A 16,060-nucleotide genomic window follows, 5' to 3' on the forward strand; every position below is an offset into this window, starting at 1 on the left:
CGGCTCCGGCGACATCGAAAGCACGTTCCATGATCAGCGCGCTGACATGCAGGACACACTTGTTGCTCAATGCCTAGGCGCGTAACCCTGCTGAGTAGACGCGACAGTCGGCCACATTGTGCACAGGCGCGCTCTTCGCGAAAATGCACTGAGCATGAATTGCAGGCCGGGCCGTAAGGCGTGATACGCCCGATGGCATAACTGAGAGCTCCGCACCGTGCACACGGAACGCTCTGCTCGCACCGACGACACAACGCTTCAGGCTCACTGACAGGAAGGCGAGCAGGGATATTGCAGCGAGGACAAAGCCTAGGTTTGAATACCCGCGCATAGCAACTCCCACAGTAGCCATGCCCTTTGTAAGTGCGATGGTATTTTGAGGTCAGTCTGCCGCACTCATCGCAGCGCACATCACTAATTGTGCCCATGTCTCAACTGCATGGCCACAAAGAGAGTTTCATATGGCGTGTCCATGCCTAACCTTGGACGACACCGCCGTGTCGGTACATTTCTTCAATGAATTTTCGAACATAAGCCTTCTTTGCCTCTATCGCGGAATGAGCGCGAGCCCAGCCAAGGTGCTTGCGGACGAAGTCCCCATGTTCGGAACTGTTTGCAAAGGCCCGTGTCGCGTTACCTAAAACATAGAGGTTTATCAATGCGGCTCTTAGCGGGACCGGCAAGTAATCGAAAGCTATGACATCCGGGTTGGTAGAGTAGATCATTGCTTTGCGAGGACTAAGGGAGACAACATAGAGAAACTGCGTAAGAAAGCCCCCCTGACGGAAGCAGGGATAATCGCTAGTGATCAGGCAATCCGTGTCAAAAACGTACTCAATCGCTTTTGCGTGAAGCAGCCCATCAGAAAATGGTTGGCCCAAGATGGGCCTCCTTTCATTTTGAACGAATAGCCCGAACGCCACCACGCCAGTCGAGGGCGAGTCTTCAATGTAGTCAATTACCTCGTCGATACTGCTGCAAGAGAGCCCCGAGCCTTCCTTCAGTTTGTTGCGCATTCTGTCGAGGTCGTCGCTAACGTCCATCTGCGAAAGTATTTCTGGGTGACGAGCTTCAAGGCATACCAAATAGATTGCCAGCTCCCGCATTTCCTCCTTATTTAGCGCGCCGAACGGGACGCTACGAATGCGCGCAACTATCTTGTGCCCTAACTCATCCAATTGAGGAGTGACAATAGTTGACTCGATCTCAAACTCGCCATCTGGAAGACGTATCTTGTACAAGTCATCTTGCGAACCGGAGCGTCGTATGGCGACCTCCTTGCATTCAAACTTGTTTGCTTCGGAAACAACTCGAAATCTATACAGCCTGTCAGAAGCTCCAGATATAGCCCAAGCCTTCAGGAAGTGCTGTGGTACATAGTGGTGATTAACTGGCACACCCATCACGTTGGTTCCTCGATTACTTTCTTGCGGAGCTGTGTCGTCTATCCCTGCGCCACATCCATGGCGCAACAGGATCCTCATCCATCCATAAGCCTCGTCTTGAATAGCGTGCCTCGTCTTGCAAGACGTAGAAGCTACGGTCAGTTACGTATTGATCATAAACCCACGCCATCCCGCGTCGAACCTGTTCAGCATTGACATCTATACCTTTGCATTCAACGCGTGCAACCTGGCGGGGAGTGTCTGTCACAGCGTATTTCTTTGCTTGGCCTATCACATGTATCTTTGCTTCGACGCCAAAGCACAATTCCGAAAGCGACTGCTTTGAACGTTGACCGAAAGGCTGATTCTTCTCCGGAGCATCAATCTCAGACAGGCGCACGCGGATCTGCTGACGATCATGCAATACCGTAACCGTGTCTCCGTCGGACACACCAACCACAGGAGCGGAAAAGGTCTCCGCCGCTATTGCCCCCACGCTGCACAACGCAACAAGGCCAACAAGGAACTGTCTAAGCACGTCGTGCCTTCTAAGTATCCGATGCAAGAGCGGTGCGCCTATGCAACGCTTTCATCATTCGATCGACCTCCCTTTGCGAACGAGGACGAAACTGACCTATGCCCGATGAGAACCGCTTGGGTGCCGTTCGCGTAACGCGTCTGTCCGGCAGTGCTTCTGCAATTCTCAATAGCGGGGAGCCGCACGGAACTCCGTCAGGAAACAATGCTTGTCTGCTCAAACCGGTATTCGACAGTTCGGATAGCAGCCGATCAAATGACATGGACATTAATTTGCCGACACAATCGAGTAGGCCTGTTCGCTGGCGTAAGGTTAGTTTTTCAAGAGGAACGAATCCGAGGTCGTGCAATGCCTCCGAATTGATCCTCGATGCAAAAACCTCCATCGCTGCTGTTTGCGGACGTAGTGTTCGACGTACCAAGCCGACATAGAACGCCATGATTGCGAACCATGCTCGCACGGAGGTCGCCGCTCCCAAATAGGTAGCTTGACCGACTTTAATCGTATTGTCGGTAGCGATCTGTAGCTGTCGGGCGCTTGGGAGCTCATTGTGCCAAGGCGCCCCCCGCCACAAGCTCTCGCGACATGCCGTACAGGAGTCCACTCGATCCGAAGCCTTTGCTCGATGAGGCTCCAGCGAGGCACCGCAATGTGGGCACGTTTCCAGTAGCTGACATCCGTGGCGCACACAAATGCAATGCCAAGCAAAGCGCCACTGAAGCCGAAAGAACGGATCCTTGTCCTCCGCCAGGCACACCGGGCAGTATTGCATTCGACCGACACGCCGACGATTTCGGGGACCCACCGACAGTATCCACGGCCAGGATTGATTTGCGGGGGGATCGGCCAGCAATACGCGTCGAGCAACGGGAAGCAAAGTCGCTTGTCCCAGCAGCGCTGGTGCTGCGCCACTCAAAGCCCCTAGAACCTCAAGTAGTGCAGCTCGGGGCTGCCGATCCAGGTCCATCGCCCATACACGCTGCATAGGCCAAACAACACCCACGAAAGCGAGCGGATCACATCCATTTGCTAGCGCAGTCCGAATGAGCCATGAGGACAGGATCTCATCGGGCTGCAACGACGTTGGTACCGCCCAACTCGCAGCTAACCGAAAAGCTCCCGGATGCCACGAGTAGGACGAATCCATTTGTTCTTCTCAATGATATCGGTAGTAATCTTATCGACGCCGCACACAATGGCCTCTTTGGCGCATTCGACTAAAAGGCGATGCAGATTTCCGATGTTTCCTTCGGAGATGCTGTGCAGTTTGCTCGCCAACTCGGGCACATGAAGTCGGGAAGGATGTTTGAGAGGTAGCACCTTCTCAAAACTGGCAAGCAGTCGCTGAAAATCTTTATCGAGACTCCAAGTTGGCAGTGACGCCACATCAAACCGACTCGCGTGCTGTGGATCTGTATGCAGCACACGAACAGCTTCACGCGTTCCGACACCGACGATCGGAATACACAGCTCGTTGCACAGCAACTTAAGAGCATTCATCACTTCACGCTGTTTGATGGCCGTCCCGGCTAGTAATGAATGAAGCTCGTCAATGATAAGCATCCGGACTTGGCAGGCACGCATCAGGTGAATCACCTGGTAGCGAAGCTTGGCAACTTGGTCTGTGGCTCGATAGGGCGTCCAGAAGCGTTCAAGGATAGAGATGTACAGCGCTTTTTCGTCAGCAGTGCTTGGTGCCTCAGCGAGAATGACTGGCCGAACTGGATTGCTGTTCTCATCAACGAAAGACTTTCCACAGAGATCGCCGAAGCGACGAATCAAGGTCGTCTTACCATTGTTGGAATCACCGACAATCAGAAGGTTGGGCATGCGTGGCCGCTGCGGCTTGTTCAGCAAACCCTGCATCACATCTAGGATCTCGGTCGCCCGCGTATATCCGATCCAGCGAGGCAGATCCATCGCGGCGATGCGCTCTTCATTCGATAGCGCCATGACAGCTGCGAAATCTTGGTGCAGATGATCGTAGTTATTCATCATGGCCTTACGCGATATCGTCAAAGGCTTCTACATCATCATCCAAGAGTCCAGCAAAGGGCCGACTCGGCGCAACAGGAGAGAGAGGCGCCGCTTTGGTGACGCCCGCTGGAGTAGCAGGAGAAATCCCTTTCTCGTGCTCCCTCCTGCGCTGGCTCATACGCCGAGCTTTCTTTGACTTCTCCTTGGCCTCTTCGACTTTGTCACGGAGCTCGGTGATCGCACGGAGAACCTGGCTTTCGTTGACCGACTGCATACCATCTTTGCGGGCAGTCATTTTCGCCTGCGAGAACTCCCATATGCTCATGGATGGCAATGCCTGGTTTGCAAACGGCACTTTGAAATAGAGCTTGCTATCCGGCTCGTAGAACCAGATGGTACTGATGTCACGAGGATCTCGTCGGAACGTGAACAGCCGCTTTCTTTTTGGCGATTTCTCGTCTGACGCGTTGATCCATGACCTAAGTACGTCAGCATAATAATTGAGGCCATCGATGGTTACCCCATCCGCTTGAATGGTCCGCTCAAACGATGGCAGAAAGTCGAGCAAGAGCGCATGGCGGTCACTTGGTCGAGGTGGCAGCCCGCGCCCGGAAGCCTCCGCATTACCGAACATCCCGATCTCCCACTTCTTGGCTGGTGTCATCCCGATAGCAGAGTGCATGCGCTGGTGGTAGACCTTGCAAATCAGAGTCACGAGCCATTCCTCGAACTCCGATTTCGTCATGACTGCATTCTTCTCCGAGTCGTAGCCTTCTCTGGCTTTGATGTTGGAGAAGGTCGTGCCGGGCAAGTCGTGAATCTCGTGAAGCAACGTCCCGAGCATCCGCTCTATGTGGCCGCCGTAACGCGGTTGCGCACCGGGTCGGAACTCAAGGTCAATGTTGTGCATCAAGCAAGAACGTTTGAAGTTTCCCGACCGAAAATCAGCTCCGTTGTCCGTATGGATCTTGTCCATCACACCCCACACGTCCCAGCGTGCATCAACGCCATGAACGGCAAGCCATTCGTCTTTGGGCAGGATGGCGTGCGCAACGCACATCGCAACCGATGTCTCGCTTGGGGGGTCGAATGACAGGTAGTACCCAACCACCATACGGCTGTGTACGTCGATGGCAAGGGTGATCCATGGCCTCCCGATAGGCTTTCGATGAATGTCATCAACCAAGATGATGTCTGCAGGCGTGTGGTCGATCTGGACGACTTGCAGCGGGTAGCCTGCATGGGGGAAAGTCCCCGCAGCGGGCATGAACTTGTTCTTGGCTCGCTCTTTGAAGCCTCGGCTCGATAGCCGCACTCGTTCGCTGAGAGCGCTCACACGGGCACGCACCGTGTTTGCATGCGGAGCTTCCACTCCGCGCTGTTCGCAACGACGCATAACCTCCAGGACGACCTTCTGTGGTTTTGACCGTTGATGCGTCAAGTAGGTGTCCTTGATGACCTCTTGAATTATCGCCTCTGCATGTTTCGAGATCCGCGAGTTGCCAGGTTTCCAGCCACGCTTGCGAGGGATAAGCGCAGCTACAACCCCTAAGCTGCGGAAGCGCAATAGCCATCGGTAAAGCGTTGCGGGATCAACTCCCGCGTCCTTTGCTCGCTCCTCCACTGCACGCCGACCGGAGTCTTGGGCGTCAATCAGCGGCTTGATCGCAGCGTATCGTTGCTCCGCGATCCTCCAATCTTCGTCCGCAATGTCTTCTGTGTCCGCTGAAGCGACACGTTGCAGCTCGGCGCTCGCATCTGTAACCGGCTTGAGTTCCTGAATACGCAAGGCCCGGCTTCTTCCGCTTTCGACCTCGACCCCAACCACGGTATCAAAGTCCAGAATTTCGGTAAGCCTCAAGACGACTCCCGCTTGCGATACCAGCTTTCCAGGAGATAGGTCTAGCTTCTGACGATTAAGCGCGATCCCAGAAGCCGTTTCAGCGTTGTCGTTATCCATGGCGAGAAACCCAAAGTACGGTGTCGTTTCTGAGAGGGAGGGTCATGTCGCACTCCATCAAACCCAGCGCGAGCATGTGCCAGAGATGAGAGACGCCGACTGCGGCGTCCGCGCGCCCACTGAAGTGACGGCCGAGGAGGTACTGAAAGGGGGCTTGGCCCATTTCTCGTAGATTCGTGAGAATCCACTGCGTCTCTTCGGAGGGAAACTGCATCCGCTGGTAGCGCCGCAAGAACATGATGTTCTCGAAGACTTGATCACGAATCCGCGATTCGTCATGAATTCGAAAGTCCCAGCCCTGCTCTCGTGCGTATCGCAGCGCAGCCTTGAACTTTGGCTTCATATCAGGCCAGCTCTTCTGAATTTCTTGGCGTGGCTTCACCTCGACGAGCAGAGGTTTGAGGCCTTCGCCCCACGGGTAGTCGCCGGAGCGGAAATAGACGAGGAAGTCTGGCGTGTGCAGATAGGTTCGACCATTAAGTGCAATAAATGGGATTTGAACCGGCTGCGGAATGACCTCCAGCACCAAGGGGCTGAATTCTTTCCTAACCAGAAAGTCACGCTCTAGCGTGGATTCGTAAGGGATAGACTGTTCCCCACGGAACGCCAATGCCCCGGAAACACTGCGTCGGGTCACGCCGATCTTCCGCATTTGCCGTGGAACTTGAACCACATCGCAGCTATTTGTAGTCAACTGGGGCCTCGTCGCGTCTATTTCTATGATTTCTATCGCGCTAATAAGTGGAATTCTGGAGCTATCTCGTTGTTTTGTAGATCGCAGTGTCGCACTTATTTCTATATATCACAGCGGCATGAATCCGCGTCCGGGCGAGATTTCGCTTGCTCACAACGGAGTGCTTTTTCTGGATGAACTTCCGGAGTTCGACCGGCGCGTGCTCGAAGCCCTGCGAGAGCCGCTGGAGAACGGCCACATCACCGTGTCGCGCGTCGCACACAGCGTCGATTACCCTGCGCGATTCCAGCTCGTCGCGGCAATGAACCCCTGCCCCTGTGGTTATCTTGGGCACCCGACGCGCGCCTGTCGCTGTACGCCCGACCGCGTGGCGCGCTACCGGGCCAAACTCTCGGGGCCGCTGCTCGACCGCATCGATCTGTGCATGGAAGTCTCGCCGCTCAATGCCGAAGCATTGCAGATGGCGCCGGATGGCGAACGTTCGTCAGAGGTCCGCCGGCGCGTCGTCACCGCTGCGGCACTCCAGCATGAACGGCAAGCCAAGCCCAACGCCCACCTCGATGCCGCCGGCGTCGAAGCGCATTGCGCGCTTGATGAGCCGGCTTCCGCGCTGCTGCGGCAGGCAATCGAACGCCTCGGGTTGTCGGGTCGTGCCTATCACCGCACGTTGAAAGTGGCCCGCACCATTGCCGATCTGGCTGGCGCAGCACGCATCGCTGTCCCGCACGTGGCCGAAGCGCTGCAGTACCGCCGCGGTCTGCCGGAGCACTAAGGCGCTCCGCGCAAAAAAAACGCCCCGGCCAATCGGCCGAGGCGCGTTACCGCGGAGGAAACCTGCCCGCATCGGAACCATCTGTTGCCCGGCCAGAACTCCGGGGAGGGAAGGAGCTGGGCCCGAGGCCACGGTCGCAATGCGGACGTTGGTGCGGTAGACAGTTTCCGGGCGGACACAGGCCGGGTCCAATACCGAATGGGCATGCCGACATACCGGTTTGGTGGGCGCGCGGACAGTGGCCGCAGGGCGACCCCGGCTGATACGCTTCGGCCGACGCATGGGGCAGGCACTGATCCTGTCGGCGCCGTTTCTCGCGCACACTGGCACGCCCGCCTGAGCAGCGCACACGATTCTCGAAAGGTCTCGTCCTTGGATGTCCGTAGACTGAAGTACTTCATTGCCGTAGCCGAGGAACGCAACATCAGTCGCGCCGCGGCCCGCCTTCACATCTCGCAACCGCCGCTGACGCGTCACATCCAGTCGCTGGAAGAAGACCTCGGCGTGCGCCTGTTCAGCCGCACCAACTGGGGCGTGGAATTGACGCAGGCCGGCGCGCTGCTGCTGGAACACGCCCGCAACATCAACGCGCACATCGAGCTGGCGTCGGAGCAGATCCAGCGTGTCGCGCAAGGCTTGCTCGGGCGCATCGACATCGGCGTGTTCGGCTCGTCCATGCTGGACATCGTGCCGCGCATCCTCAACGACTTTTCGGCCAGCCATCCGGATGTCACGGTGGTCCTGCAGGCCGGCCCCAAGGGCCAGCAGATCGAGGCGCTGCACCACGGCCGCATCATGGCGGCGTTCGATCGGTACCTGCCCGATTCGGCCGAAATCGCCGTCGAACTGGTCAGCCGCGAGCGCGTGATGGTTGCTCTCAACACGCGCAACGCGCTGGCCTCGGAGCCGCGCATCCACGTAGAGCAGTTGCGCGGCGAAACGCTCATCGGCGAACTCGATTCGAGCGTCTTCCGCAGCACGCAGCTCATGTTCGAGCACTATGGATTCCAGCCCACTCTTGGGCAGCGCGCCGTCGACATGATTTCGGCCACGGTCATGGTGGCAGGCGGTTTTGGCACGGCGCTGGTGCCGGAGTCGGTCCTCAGCCTGCACTTGCCGAACGTGGTGTACCGGCCATTGGAGTCGGAAATCGACGTCTCGCTCGACCTGCATTGCGCCTACCGGCGCGACGAGACGAATCCCCTGTTGGCGGAAATGCTCAAGACGGCGCGCGCGCATCGCGCGGCCAACGATCTGACCTGGCAGCTACGCGGCTGACGGGCGGCGCTGCGGCCGGCGCACGGCGGTCGCCACGAGCAGCGCGAACACGATGAGCGCGATCGTATTGCCGACTCCGCCCCAGTGGCGCCATCCATAATCGCCGCCCAGGCCGGCGCCGACACGAACGATCAGTGTCGCGTGCAGCAATGCCAGCGGCAGATAGAAAACCGGTCGCCAGGCAAAGCGCAGCCTCGTGAGCGCCGGGACGATCACGGGCGCATGGCCGAACACCATCGAGAAGACGAATCCCAGCAACAGGGAATGCAGCGCGGCGTCACGCAACACCGCACCATTGTCGAACGCGCCCGCCACGCCGAGTGCTGCCGCGACCAGCAACCATGCGTATCCCGACAACAGGCACACGGCCATGAAACGCGTCAGGCCGGGCGTGCGCACGGTGCGGCGAGCAATGTCATGACGCAGCAGCCATATCGCCAGTAGCGCGAGCGTGGCTGCGAAGGCCCGCAGTCCAAGCGCCGATACGGCCGCCGCCAGTCCTGTCGAAGCCAGCAGCACGACGATGCCAAAAAACGTGCGTCGCGCCGCCGGCGAAGTCGGTACGAGGCGAGACAGCTCCAGCCGCTCGCCGGCGATGGTCAGAATGAGGAAAGCCGCCCACAGCGGCGTGGCAGCGGCGACGCTGCCCGTCGCCCACCACACGCCATTGCCCGCCAGCCACGCCAGCGCGCCGGCACACAATGTGGCAAGGTGCGCTGCGCGCTCGCGCCGCCAGACCGAAGCGCACGCCAGCGTCATGGCGAGTGAGCCGGCCGTCATCAACGCGATGCCGACAGCGGTGGCGTGCGCGACGAGCGCCAGCCCGCCGACGCCGGACGCCAGCGGCGCGACGTAGGGCCAGGGCCGCGCCAGCGCAACGGCGCGCTCCAGCCCGATCAACGTGCCGAAAAAACCGCCCACCATCAGCGCGCCGTGGACGACGATGAGCTGGATGACCCACAGCGGCATGACCCAGCCCAGTCGAGCCAGGCCGGACATGACGCCGCACACCAGCGATACCACGGCTGGCAGGGCCAGCAGCCAGCGCAGGCGGGCGGCGTTGTGCATCTCAGTGCCCGCCGCAGCAGCGCGAATTGATGTCGGCCGTGGTCAGCTCGCCCGTCTTGCCGATGCGGACCTGCCACACGTCCGGGCCGTTCTCCACGTAGTCCCACGTGAACAGACCGGTCGATTCCGCCTGGAACTGGTAATACAGCGGGCGTGGGTCGTGATCGTTGGTCAAGAGTAGCGACTGGCCCGGCGGCAGGTTCTGGAAGATCGAAAAGATCAGCGGATGGCGGAAACGCGGTGCGACGGCACGCACGTCGAGCGTGACGGCGGAAGTTTGGCTCATGTGATGTGGCTCCTGCGGATAAAGACGTTAGGGCTCAGAGGCCCCAACCAAAATGGGCACGCGCCGCATCGGTCATGCGGGCGGGCGACCATGGGGGATCCCACACCAGCGCGAGGTCGACCGGCTGCGACGGCGGCAGGCATGACCGCGCGGCCTGCTCGGCCTCCTCGGCGATGCTCTCGCCCATTGGGCAGGCGGGCGAAGTCATCGTCAGATCGATCTGAATGACGCCGTCCTTCTCTTCGATGCGGTACACGAGTCCGAGATCGACGATGTTCATGCCGACTTCAGGGTCGATCACGGTACGTAGCGCCTCGCGCAGACGGTCGGTAAGTTCGCTCATGGTGTAAGATGCATTTGAATTACATCTTCAATATATCCGCGTCGCCGCGCTAAAGCAATACCGGAAATACATCTTATGAAACTAACGGCCTTCACCGACTACACCCTGCGTGTGCTCATGTACCTCGCGCTGCGCCCCGGCGAGCTGGCCACCATTACCGAGATGGCCGCCGCCTACGGCATTTCCGAGAACCACCTCATGAAAGTCGTCCACCAGCTCGCCCGCAACGGCACCATCGAATCGGTGCGGGGAAAAGGCGGCGGCGTGCGGCTCGTGCGGCAGGCGGGCGAAATCAATCTGGGTGCCGTCATCCGCGAGGCCGAAGGTGCCGCCCCCATCGTCGAGTGCTTCGCCGACCGCGACGCCTGCTGCATCACCCCACGCTGCAAACTGGCCGGCGTGCTGGCCGGCGCCTTCGCCGCCCTCTACGCCCATCTGGATGCCTACACACTGGCCGACCTGATCGATGAACCGGCCCCCTTGGCCCGCCTGCTGCATATCGAGCCAAACCGGTGAGCATTCATTCCAGTTGCATGACAACACGCCGGGTAATCGATTAACTTAAATTCGTCACAACACGAAGCTGCGGCGCAGCAATACACTGAATTCGTGACGGATTTTGCGTCTTTGTCGGCAAGGTAATGGTTTACCTTATTTGCGGCATCGAAGCGTGTATCCAAACATTCATGCGACGCCGTTGCCCGGCGAGGATGCCGGGCAGGATCTGCCCCGCGCAGTGAAAGGAGCGGCGTTGCCGACGACCGATCGGTCGCGGCTTCCAATCACTGACAAGAAGGGAAGCAGACCATGAAGACACACACCCGCAGTGCCATCGCCTGTTGCATCCTCTCGCTCGCCAGCTTTGCCGCGTACGCCTCGACCGACGCGCAGAACACCGACATCCGCAATGGCGGCTCGATCAGCACCGGCACCGACCCCACGGCGGATTCACCGACCTTTTCGGTGGTCAATCAATCGGCCAGCCGCGCCGAGTTCCGCTTCAAGACTTTCACGAGCGGCACCCACACGCTGGAAGGGACGGTCAAGCTGGTCAAGCTCAATGGCGGCAACACCAGCCTGGCGCAGACCTTCTCCGAAACCGGCGGCGACCCGGTCAGCCAGCTCGCCATCGACAGCAGTGGGTACTTCTATGAAGTGCAGCGCAGCACGGGCGACACCACCAGCTCGCGCAGCTGCAACCTGCCCAAGCTCGCCGTGGGCGGCACCGCCAAGATCAAGCTCGTCTACAACGTCGACACCGGTACCAGCACGTCATACGTGAATGGCAGCAAGTGCAAGACGATCACCAAGTCGGGCTGGACGAAGCTCTATACCAAGATCGGTGCCTACCAGACGGCCAGCGGCACGGGCTCCGTCACAGTCCAGTGGACCAACTTCACGGTCCAGTAAAACGCAGGCCCCGCACCGGATGCCGGCCCGGCTACGCATGCGGGCCGGCGTCCCAAACGTTGCCCACACCACCTCCGTCGGACTATGTGTGAATTCGCATAGTCCCCCGCCAAATGCCCTAGGGGTATACGTCCTAACGGATTGCCGCCGTCAGAGCTTTCTGTAAGATCGCTGCTCAGGTCGTCTCGTTCGGGCGGTCCGGGCGAGGGCCTGGGGCTTATTGATCAATCAGCCCTGGGGAGCCATAGGCTCCCGATCGCAAACGGAGGTTGTCCATGAACAAGACGTTCATAGCTGCGGCTCTCTTTGCAGCAGGGCTGGGGGCGGCGCACGCCCAGGAAGTCGTCAAGATCGGCTCGTCCTCGCCGCTCACTGGCGCCCAGGCCCACCTCGGCAAAGACATGCAGAACGGCGCGCTGCTCGCCATCGAGGACTACAACGCCAAGGGCGTCACCATCGGCGGCAAGAAGGTGAAGTTCGAACTGGTCGGCGAAGACGATCAGGCCGACCCGAAGCAAGGCACGGCGGTCGCGCAGCGGCTGGTCGACGCGGGCGTGAAGGCCGTCATCGGCCACATGAATTCGGGCACCACCATTCCCGCATCGCGCATCTATAACCAGGCCGGCATCCCGATGGTGTCGCCGTCTGCGACCAACGTCACGCTGACCCAGCAGGGCTATGCCAACGTCTTCCGGACCATGGCGCACGACGGCAAGCAAGGCCCGGCCGGCGCCAAGTTCGCCCTGGACAAGCTCGGCAAGAAGGTCGCCATCATCGACGACCGCACCGCTTATGGGCAGGGGCTGGCCGATGAAGTCGAAAAGACCGTGAAGGCCTCCGGCGGCACCGTCACAGCGCATGAATTCACGACCGACAAGACGACCGACTTCATGTCGATTCTCACCAAGATCAAGGCGCAGAACCCGGACGTCATCTACTTCGGCGGCATGGACCCGCAGGGCGGCCCGATGCTCAAGCAGATCCGCCAGCTCGGCATGAACGCCAAGTTCATGATGGGTGACGGCGGCTGTACGCCGGAGCTGATCAAGCTCGCCGGCGCGGCCATGAGCAACCTCGCCTACTGTACGCAACCGGGCGTGCCGCTGGAGCAATTGCCGGACAGGAACTTCAAGGACCGCTTCAAGAAGCGCTTCAACGCCGACGTGCAGGCCTATTCGCCGTACGCCTATGACGCCACGTCCGCGATTATCGAAGCGATGAAGGCGGCCAACTCCTCCGAACCGGCCAAGTACCTGCCGGCGCTCAAGAAGGTCAGCTTCAAGGGCGTGACCGGGCAGGTGTCCTTCGACGACAAGGGCGATCTGAAAGAGGGCGCGATTTCGGTCTATCAGTTTGCCGACGGCAAGTGGGTCCCGATCAAATGACCACCGCCTGATGCCAATCAAATAGCGGGGTTGTGTGCAAGCACAGCCCCGTTTTTTTGGCTTGCCTCTTGCTAGAAAAAATCGAACGGCGCATGAGTGCCGCCCCGCGTGAGGAGACACGGTGGAAACCTTACTTCAGCAGATCGTCAACGGACTGGTCGTCGGCAGCGTCTACGCCCTCGTCGCCCTGGGCTACACGATGGTGTACGGCATCCTTGGCCTCATCAATTTTGCCCACGGCGACATCCTCATGGTCGGTGCCATGGTAGCGCTGCAGGCCATACTGTTCGCGCAGAAGACCTGGCCCCACCTGCCGCCCCTGATACACCTCGCCATCGGTCTGGGCGTTGCGGTCCCGGCCTGCATGCTGTTGGGATACACCATCGAGCGCACCGCCTACCGGCGGCTGCGCAACGCACCGCGGCTGGCGCCGCTGATTACCGCCATCGGCGTTTCGTTCCTGTTGCAGACGATCGCCATGATCATCTGGGGCCGCAACTACTACAGCTACCCGCAACTCATCTCGACGGTGCCGTACCAGCCGATCGAAGGCGTCTTCATCACGCCGGTACAGGTCACGATCCTCGTGGTATCGGCGCTGCTCATGGGCGCACTCATGCTGCTGGTCAATCGCACAAGAATGGGGCGCGCCATGCGCGCCACCGCCGAGAACCACCGCGTGGCGAGCCTGATGGGCGTGGATACCAACCGCATCATCGCCACCACCTTCGTCATCGGCTCGGCGCTGGCCGCCGTGGCGGGCGTGATGTTCTCGTCCAACTACGGCATCGCGCACTACTCGATGGGCTTCACGCCGGGGCTCAAGGCCTTCACCGCCGCGGTGCTGGGCGGCATCGGCAACCTGCCGGGCGCGATGCTCGGCGGCATCGTGCTGGGCCTGGTCGAATCGATCGGCGCCGGGTACATCGACAAATGGAGCTTCGGTTTCCTCAACTCCAGCTACCAGGACATCTTCGCCTTCATGATCCTCGGCGCCGTGCTGATCTTTCGACCCACCGGCCTGCTCGGCGAACGCGTCGCCGACCGCGCGTAGCCCCGGAGCCGCTCATGGACGAACTCGCACAATCGATTCCCTGGCTCGGCCAACGCCACCCCAGGTCCGCGCGCGCCGCCGTCATCGCACTGCTGGTGCTCGCACCCTTCATCGCACTCATGCTCGGCCGCACCTGGGTGCGCGTGCTCGACTTCGCGATGCTCTACATCATGCTCGCCATCGGCCTGAACCTCGTGGTGGGCTTCGCCGGCCTGCTCGACCTGGGCTACATCGCGTTCTACGCGGTCGGCGCATACACCTGGGCCTTTCTCGCCAGCCCGCACTTCGGCGTGCATCTGCCGTTCTGGGTGGTGCTGCCGCTGGGCGCATGCTTCGCAGCAGTGGCGGGCATCCTGCTCGGCTTCCCGGTACTGCGGCTGCGCGGCGATTATCTCGCCATCGTCACGCTCGGCTTCGGTGAGATCGTGCGCATCTTCCTCAACAACCTGAACACGCCGATCAACATCACCAACGGCCCGCAGGGCATCAACATGCTCGACTCGCTGCACCTGTTCGGCTGGGATCTGTCGCGCAACGTGCAGATCACCGAAACGGTCAGCATCAATTCACTGGTGCTGTACTACTACGCCTTCGCGTTCTTCGTGGTCGGCTCGATCATTCTGATCCAGCGGCTGCAGGTCTCGCGCATCGGACGGGCATGGGCGGCGATCCGCGACGATGAGCTCGCCGCCAAGGCGGTGGGCGTGAATGTGCGCAACATGAAGCTGCTCGCCTTTGCCATGGGCGCCACTTTCGGCGGCGTGGCAGGCGGCCTGTTCAGCGCCTTCCAGGGCTTCGTCAGCCCGGAGAGCTTCTCGCTGATGGAATCCATCGCCGTGCTGACGATGATCGTGTTCGGCGGCATGGGCAACCTGGCGGGCGTAATCGTCGGCGCGCTGCTGCTGGCGATCCTGCCCGAAGTGCTGCGCTCGGTGGCCGTGCCGCTGCAACGCACGCTGTTCGGCGAAGTCATCCTCGACCCGGAAATCCTGCGCATGCTGCTGCTCTCGCTGGCGATGATCTTCATGATGCTGCTGCGCCCCGCCGGCATTTTGCCCGCGCACTCGCGCTACTCGCGCAAGCAATGGATTCCGCAGGGCGGCCCGGGGGAAGCCCGATGAAGCTGCTCGAAGCGCAAGGCATCTCCAAGCACTTCGGCGGCGTGCAGGCGCTGACCGACGTGTCGCTGTCGATCGAAGCGGGCGAAATCTACGGACTCATCGGCCCCAACGGCGCCGGCAAGACAACCTTCTTCAACGTGCTCACCGGCGCCTACGTGCAGGACGGCGGCCGCTTCATCTTCGAAGGCGGCCCCATGCCGGTCGGCAAGCCGCACCACACGGTGGAGCGCGGCATCGCCCGCACTTTTCAGAACATCCGGCTGTTCCGCGAGCTGACTGCGCTGGAGAACGTCATGGTCGGGCGCCACATCCGCACCTTCTGCGGGCTGCCGGGCATCCTCATGCAGACGCGCAAGGTACGCGACGAAGAGCGCATCATCACCGAGCGCGCGTTCGAACTGCTGCAGTACGTGGGCATCGATCGCTTTGCCAACGTGCTGGCACGCAACCTGTCGTATGGCGACCAGCGCCGGCTGGAAATCGCCCGCGCGCTGGCCACCGAGCCGCGCCTGCTCGCGCTGGACGAACCGGCCGCCGGCATGAACGCGACCGAAACCGCGCAACTGCGCACGCTCATCGACAAGATCCGCCACGACAGCGTCACCGTGCTGCTCATCGAGCACGACGTGAAGCTCGTCATGGGGCTGTGCGATCGGGTGGCGGTGCTCGACTTCGGCAAGAAGATCGCCGAAGACATACCCGCCGCCGTCCAGCGCAACAACGCTGTGATCTCGGCCTACCTCGGAGGCGCGCACCATGCCGCATGACAACGCGCCCACCCTCGCCCTG

Annotated in this window: 17 protein-coding genes; 8 read left to right on the plus strand and 9 right to left on the minus strand. The window is 60.3% G+C overall.

Annotated elements, in window-relative coordinates; translation table 11 throughout:
• Window positions 1-476: 476 nt before the first annotated feature.
• The 6 genes from ACDA63_RS19390 to ACDA63_RS19415 are packed head-to-tail and all read right to left on the minus strand — an operon-like array spanning window position 477 to window position 6,497.
• On the minus strand, window positions 477-1,484 hold the full coding sequence (locus ACDA63_RS19390; RefSeq protein WP_373664947.1) for a DUF4238 domain-containing protein: 1,008 nt from the start codon (window positions 1,482-1,484) through the stop codon (window positions 477-479).
• The gene (locus tag ACDA63_RS19395; protein ID WP_373664948.1) at window positions 1,420-1,923 is read right to left on the minus strand and encodes a thermonuclease family protein; all 504 of its coding nucleotides are present in this window, start codon (window positions 1,921-1,923) and stop codon (window positions 1,420-1,422) included. The genes ACDA63_RS19390 and ACDA63_RS19395 overlap by 65 nt, the downstream gene beginning before the upstream one ends.
• Window positions 1,924-1,933: 10 nt before the next feature.
• Window positions 1,934-3,070: a TniQ family protein gene (locus ACDA63_RS19400; RefSeq protein WP_373664949.1), complete on the minus strand. Its 1,137-nt coding sequence runs from the start codon at window positions 3,068-3,070 to the stop codon at window positions 1,934-1,936.
• Window positions 3,028-3,921: a TniB family NTP-binding protein gene (locus ACDA63_RS19405; protein WP_373664950.1), complete on the minus strand. Its 894-nt coding sequence runs from the start codon at window positions 3,919-3,921 to the stop codon at window positions 3,028-3,030. Before ACDA63_RS19405 ends, ACDA63_RS19400 begins: the two co-directional genes overlap by 43 nt.
• Before the next feature lie 4 nt (window positions 3,922-3,925).
• A complete protein-coding gene (locus tag ACDA63_RS19410) occupies window positions 3,926-5,860 on the minus strand; it encodes a Mu transposase C-terminal domain-containing protein (RefSeq protein ID WP_373664951.1) in 1,935 nt (644 codons plus the stop codon).
• The gene (locus ACDA63_RS19415) at window positions 5,853-6,497 is read right to left on the minus strand and encodes a TnsA endonuclease N-terminal domain-containing protein (protein WP_373664952.1); all 645 of its coding nucleotides are present in this window, start codon (window positions 6,495-6,497) and stop codon (window positions 5,853-5,855) included. The genes ACDA63_RS19410 and ACDA63_RS19415 overlap by 8 nt, the downstream gene beginning before the upstream one ends.
• Before the next feature lie 82 nt (window positions 6,498-6,579).
• Here ACDA63_RS19415 and ACDA63_RS19420 point away from each other — a divergent pair, with 82 nt between their 5' ends.
• Window positions 6,580-7,326 carry an ATP-binding protein gene (locus ACDA63_RS19420; RefSeq protein ID WP_373664953.1) on the plus strand — a complete coding sequence of 249 codons (747 nt, stop codon included), beginning with the start codon at window positions 6,580-6,582 and terminating at the stop codon, window positions 7,324-7,326.
• A 372-nt stretch (window positions 7,327-7,698) separates the two neighbouring features.
• Complete coding sequence (locus tag ACDA63_RS19425) at window positions 7,699-8,604, plus strand: LysR substrate-binding domain-containing protein (RefSeq protein WP_373664954.1); 906 nt, start codon at window positions 7,699-7,701, stop codon at window positions 8,602-8,604.
• On the opposite strand, the gene ACDA63_RS19430 is transcribed toward ACDA63_RS19425, so the two are convergent.
• From ACDA63_RS19430 to ACDA63_RS19440, 3 genes are read right to left on the minus strand one after another with little or no spacing between them, the layout of a single operon-like run.
• Window positions 8,593-9,672, minus strand: coding sequence for a hypothetical protein (locus tag ACDA63_RS19430; RefSeq protein ID WP_373664955.1), 1,080 nt, complete (start codon window positions 9,670-9,672; stop codon window positions 8,593-8,595). The two genes, ACDA63_RS19425 and ACDA63_RS19430, sit on opposite strands and share 12 nt — an antisense overlap.
• 1 nt (window position 9,673) lies before the next feature.
• On the minus strand, window positions 9,674-9,958 hold the full coding sequence (locus ACDA63_RS19435) for a DUF2249 domain-containing protein (RefSeq protein ID WP_373664956.1): 285 nt from the start codon (window positions 9,956-9,958) through the stop codon (window positions 9,674-9,676).
• 34 nt (window positions 9,959-9,992) lie between these two features.
• Window positions 9,993-10,301 (minus strand): metal-sulfur cluster assembly factor, encoded by a 309-nt coding sequence (locus ACDA63_RS19440; protein ID WP_373664957.1) that lies wholly within the window; start codon window positions 10,299-10,301, stop codon window positions 9,993-9,995.
• Between the two features lie 75 nt (window positions 10,302-10,376).
• Between ACDA63_RS19440 and ACDA63_RS19445 the strand changes: the two genes are divergently transcribed.
• From ACDA63_RS19445 to ACDA63_RS19470, 6 genes are all read left to right on the plus strand, one after another.
• Window positions 10,377-10,817: an Rrf2 family transcriptional regulator gene (locus tag ACDA63_RS19445; protein WP_373664958.1), complete on the plus strand. Its 441-nt coding sequence runs from the start codon at window positions 10,377-10,379 to the stop codon at window positions 10,815-10,817.
• 291 nt (window positions 10,818-11,108) lie between these two features.
• Entirely contained in the window at window positions 11,109-11,711 is a 603-nt protein-coding gene (locus ACDA63_RS19450; RefSeq protein ID WP_373664959.1) for a hypothetical protein, read from the plus strand.
• Between the two features lie 275 nt (window positions 11,712-11,986).
• The gene (locus ACDA63_RS19455) at window positions 11,987-13,096 is read left to right on the plus strand and encodes a branched-chain amino acid ABC transporter substrate-binding protein (RefSeq protein WP_373664960.1); all 1,110 of its coding nucleotides are present in this window, start codon (window positions 11,987-11,989) and stop codon (window positions 13,094-13,096) included.
• Window positions 13,097-13,217: 121 nt separating this feature from the next.
• Window positions 13,218-14,150, plus strand: a complete 933-nt coding sequence (locus ACDA63_RS19460; RefSeq protein ID WP_373664961.1) for a branched-chain amino acid ABC transporter permease — start codon at window positions 13,218-13,220, stop codon at window positions 14,148-14,150.
• A gap of 14 nt (window positions 14,151-14,164) precedes the next feature.
• Entirely contained in the window at window positions 14,165-15,271 is a 1,107-nt protein-coding gene (locus ACDA63_RS19465) for an ABC transporter ATP-binding protein (RefSeq protein ID WP_373664962.1), read from the plus strand.
• Window positions 15,268-16,038 carry an ABC transporter ATP-binding protein gene (locus ACDA63_RS19470; protein WP_373664963.1) on the plus strand — a complete coding sequence of 257 codons (771 nt, stop codon included), beginning with the start codon at window positions 15,268-15,270 and terminating at the stop codon, window positions 16,036-16,038. The genes ACDA63_RS19465 and ACDA63_RS19470 overlap by 4 nt, the downstream gene beginning before the upstream one ends.
• Window positions 16,039-16,060 lie beyond the last annotated feature (22 nt).

Source organism: Uliginosibacterium sp. sgz301328, from assembly GCF_041807905.1.
Taxonomy (GTDB): domain Bacteria; phylum Pseudomonadota; class Gammaproteobacteria; order Burkholderiales; family Rhodocyclaceae; genus JBGVSA01.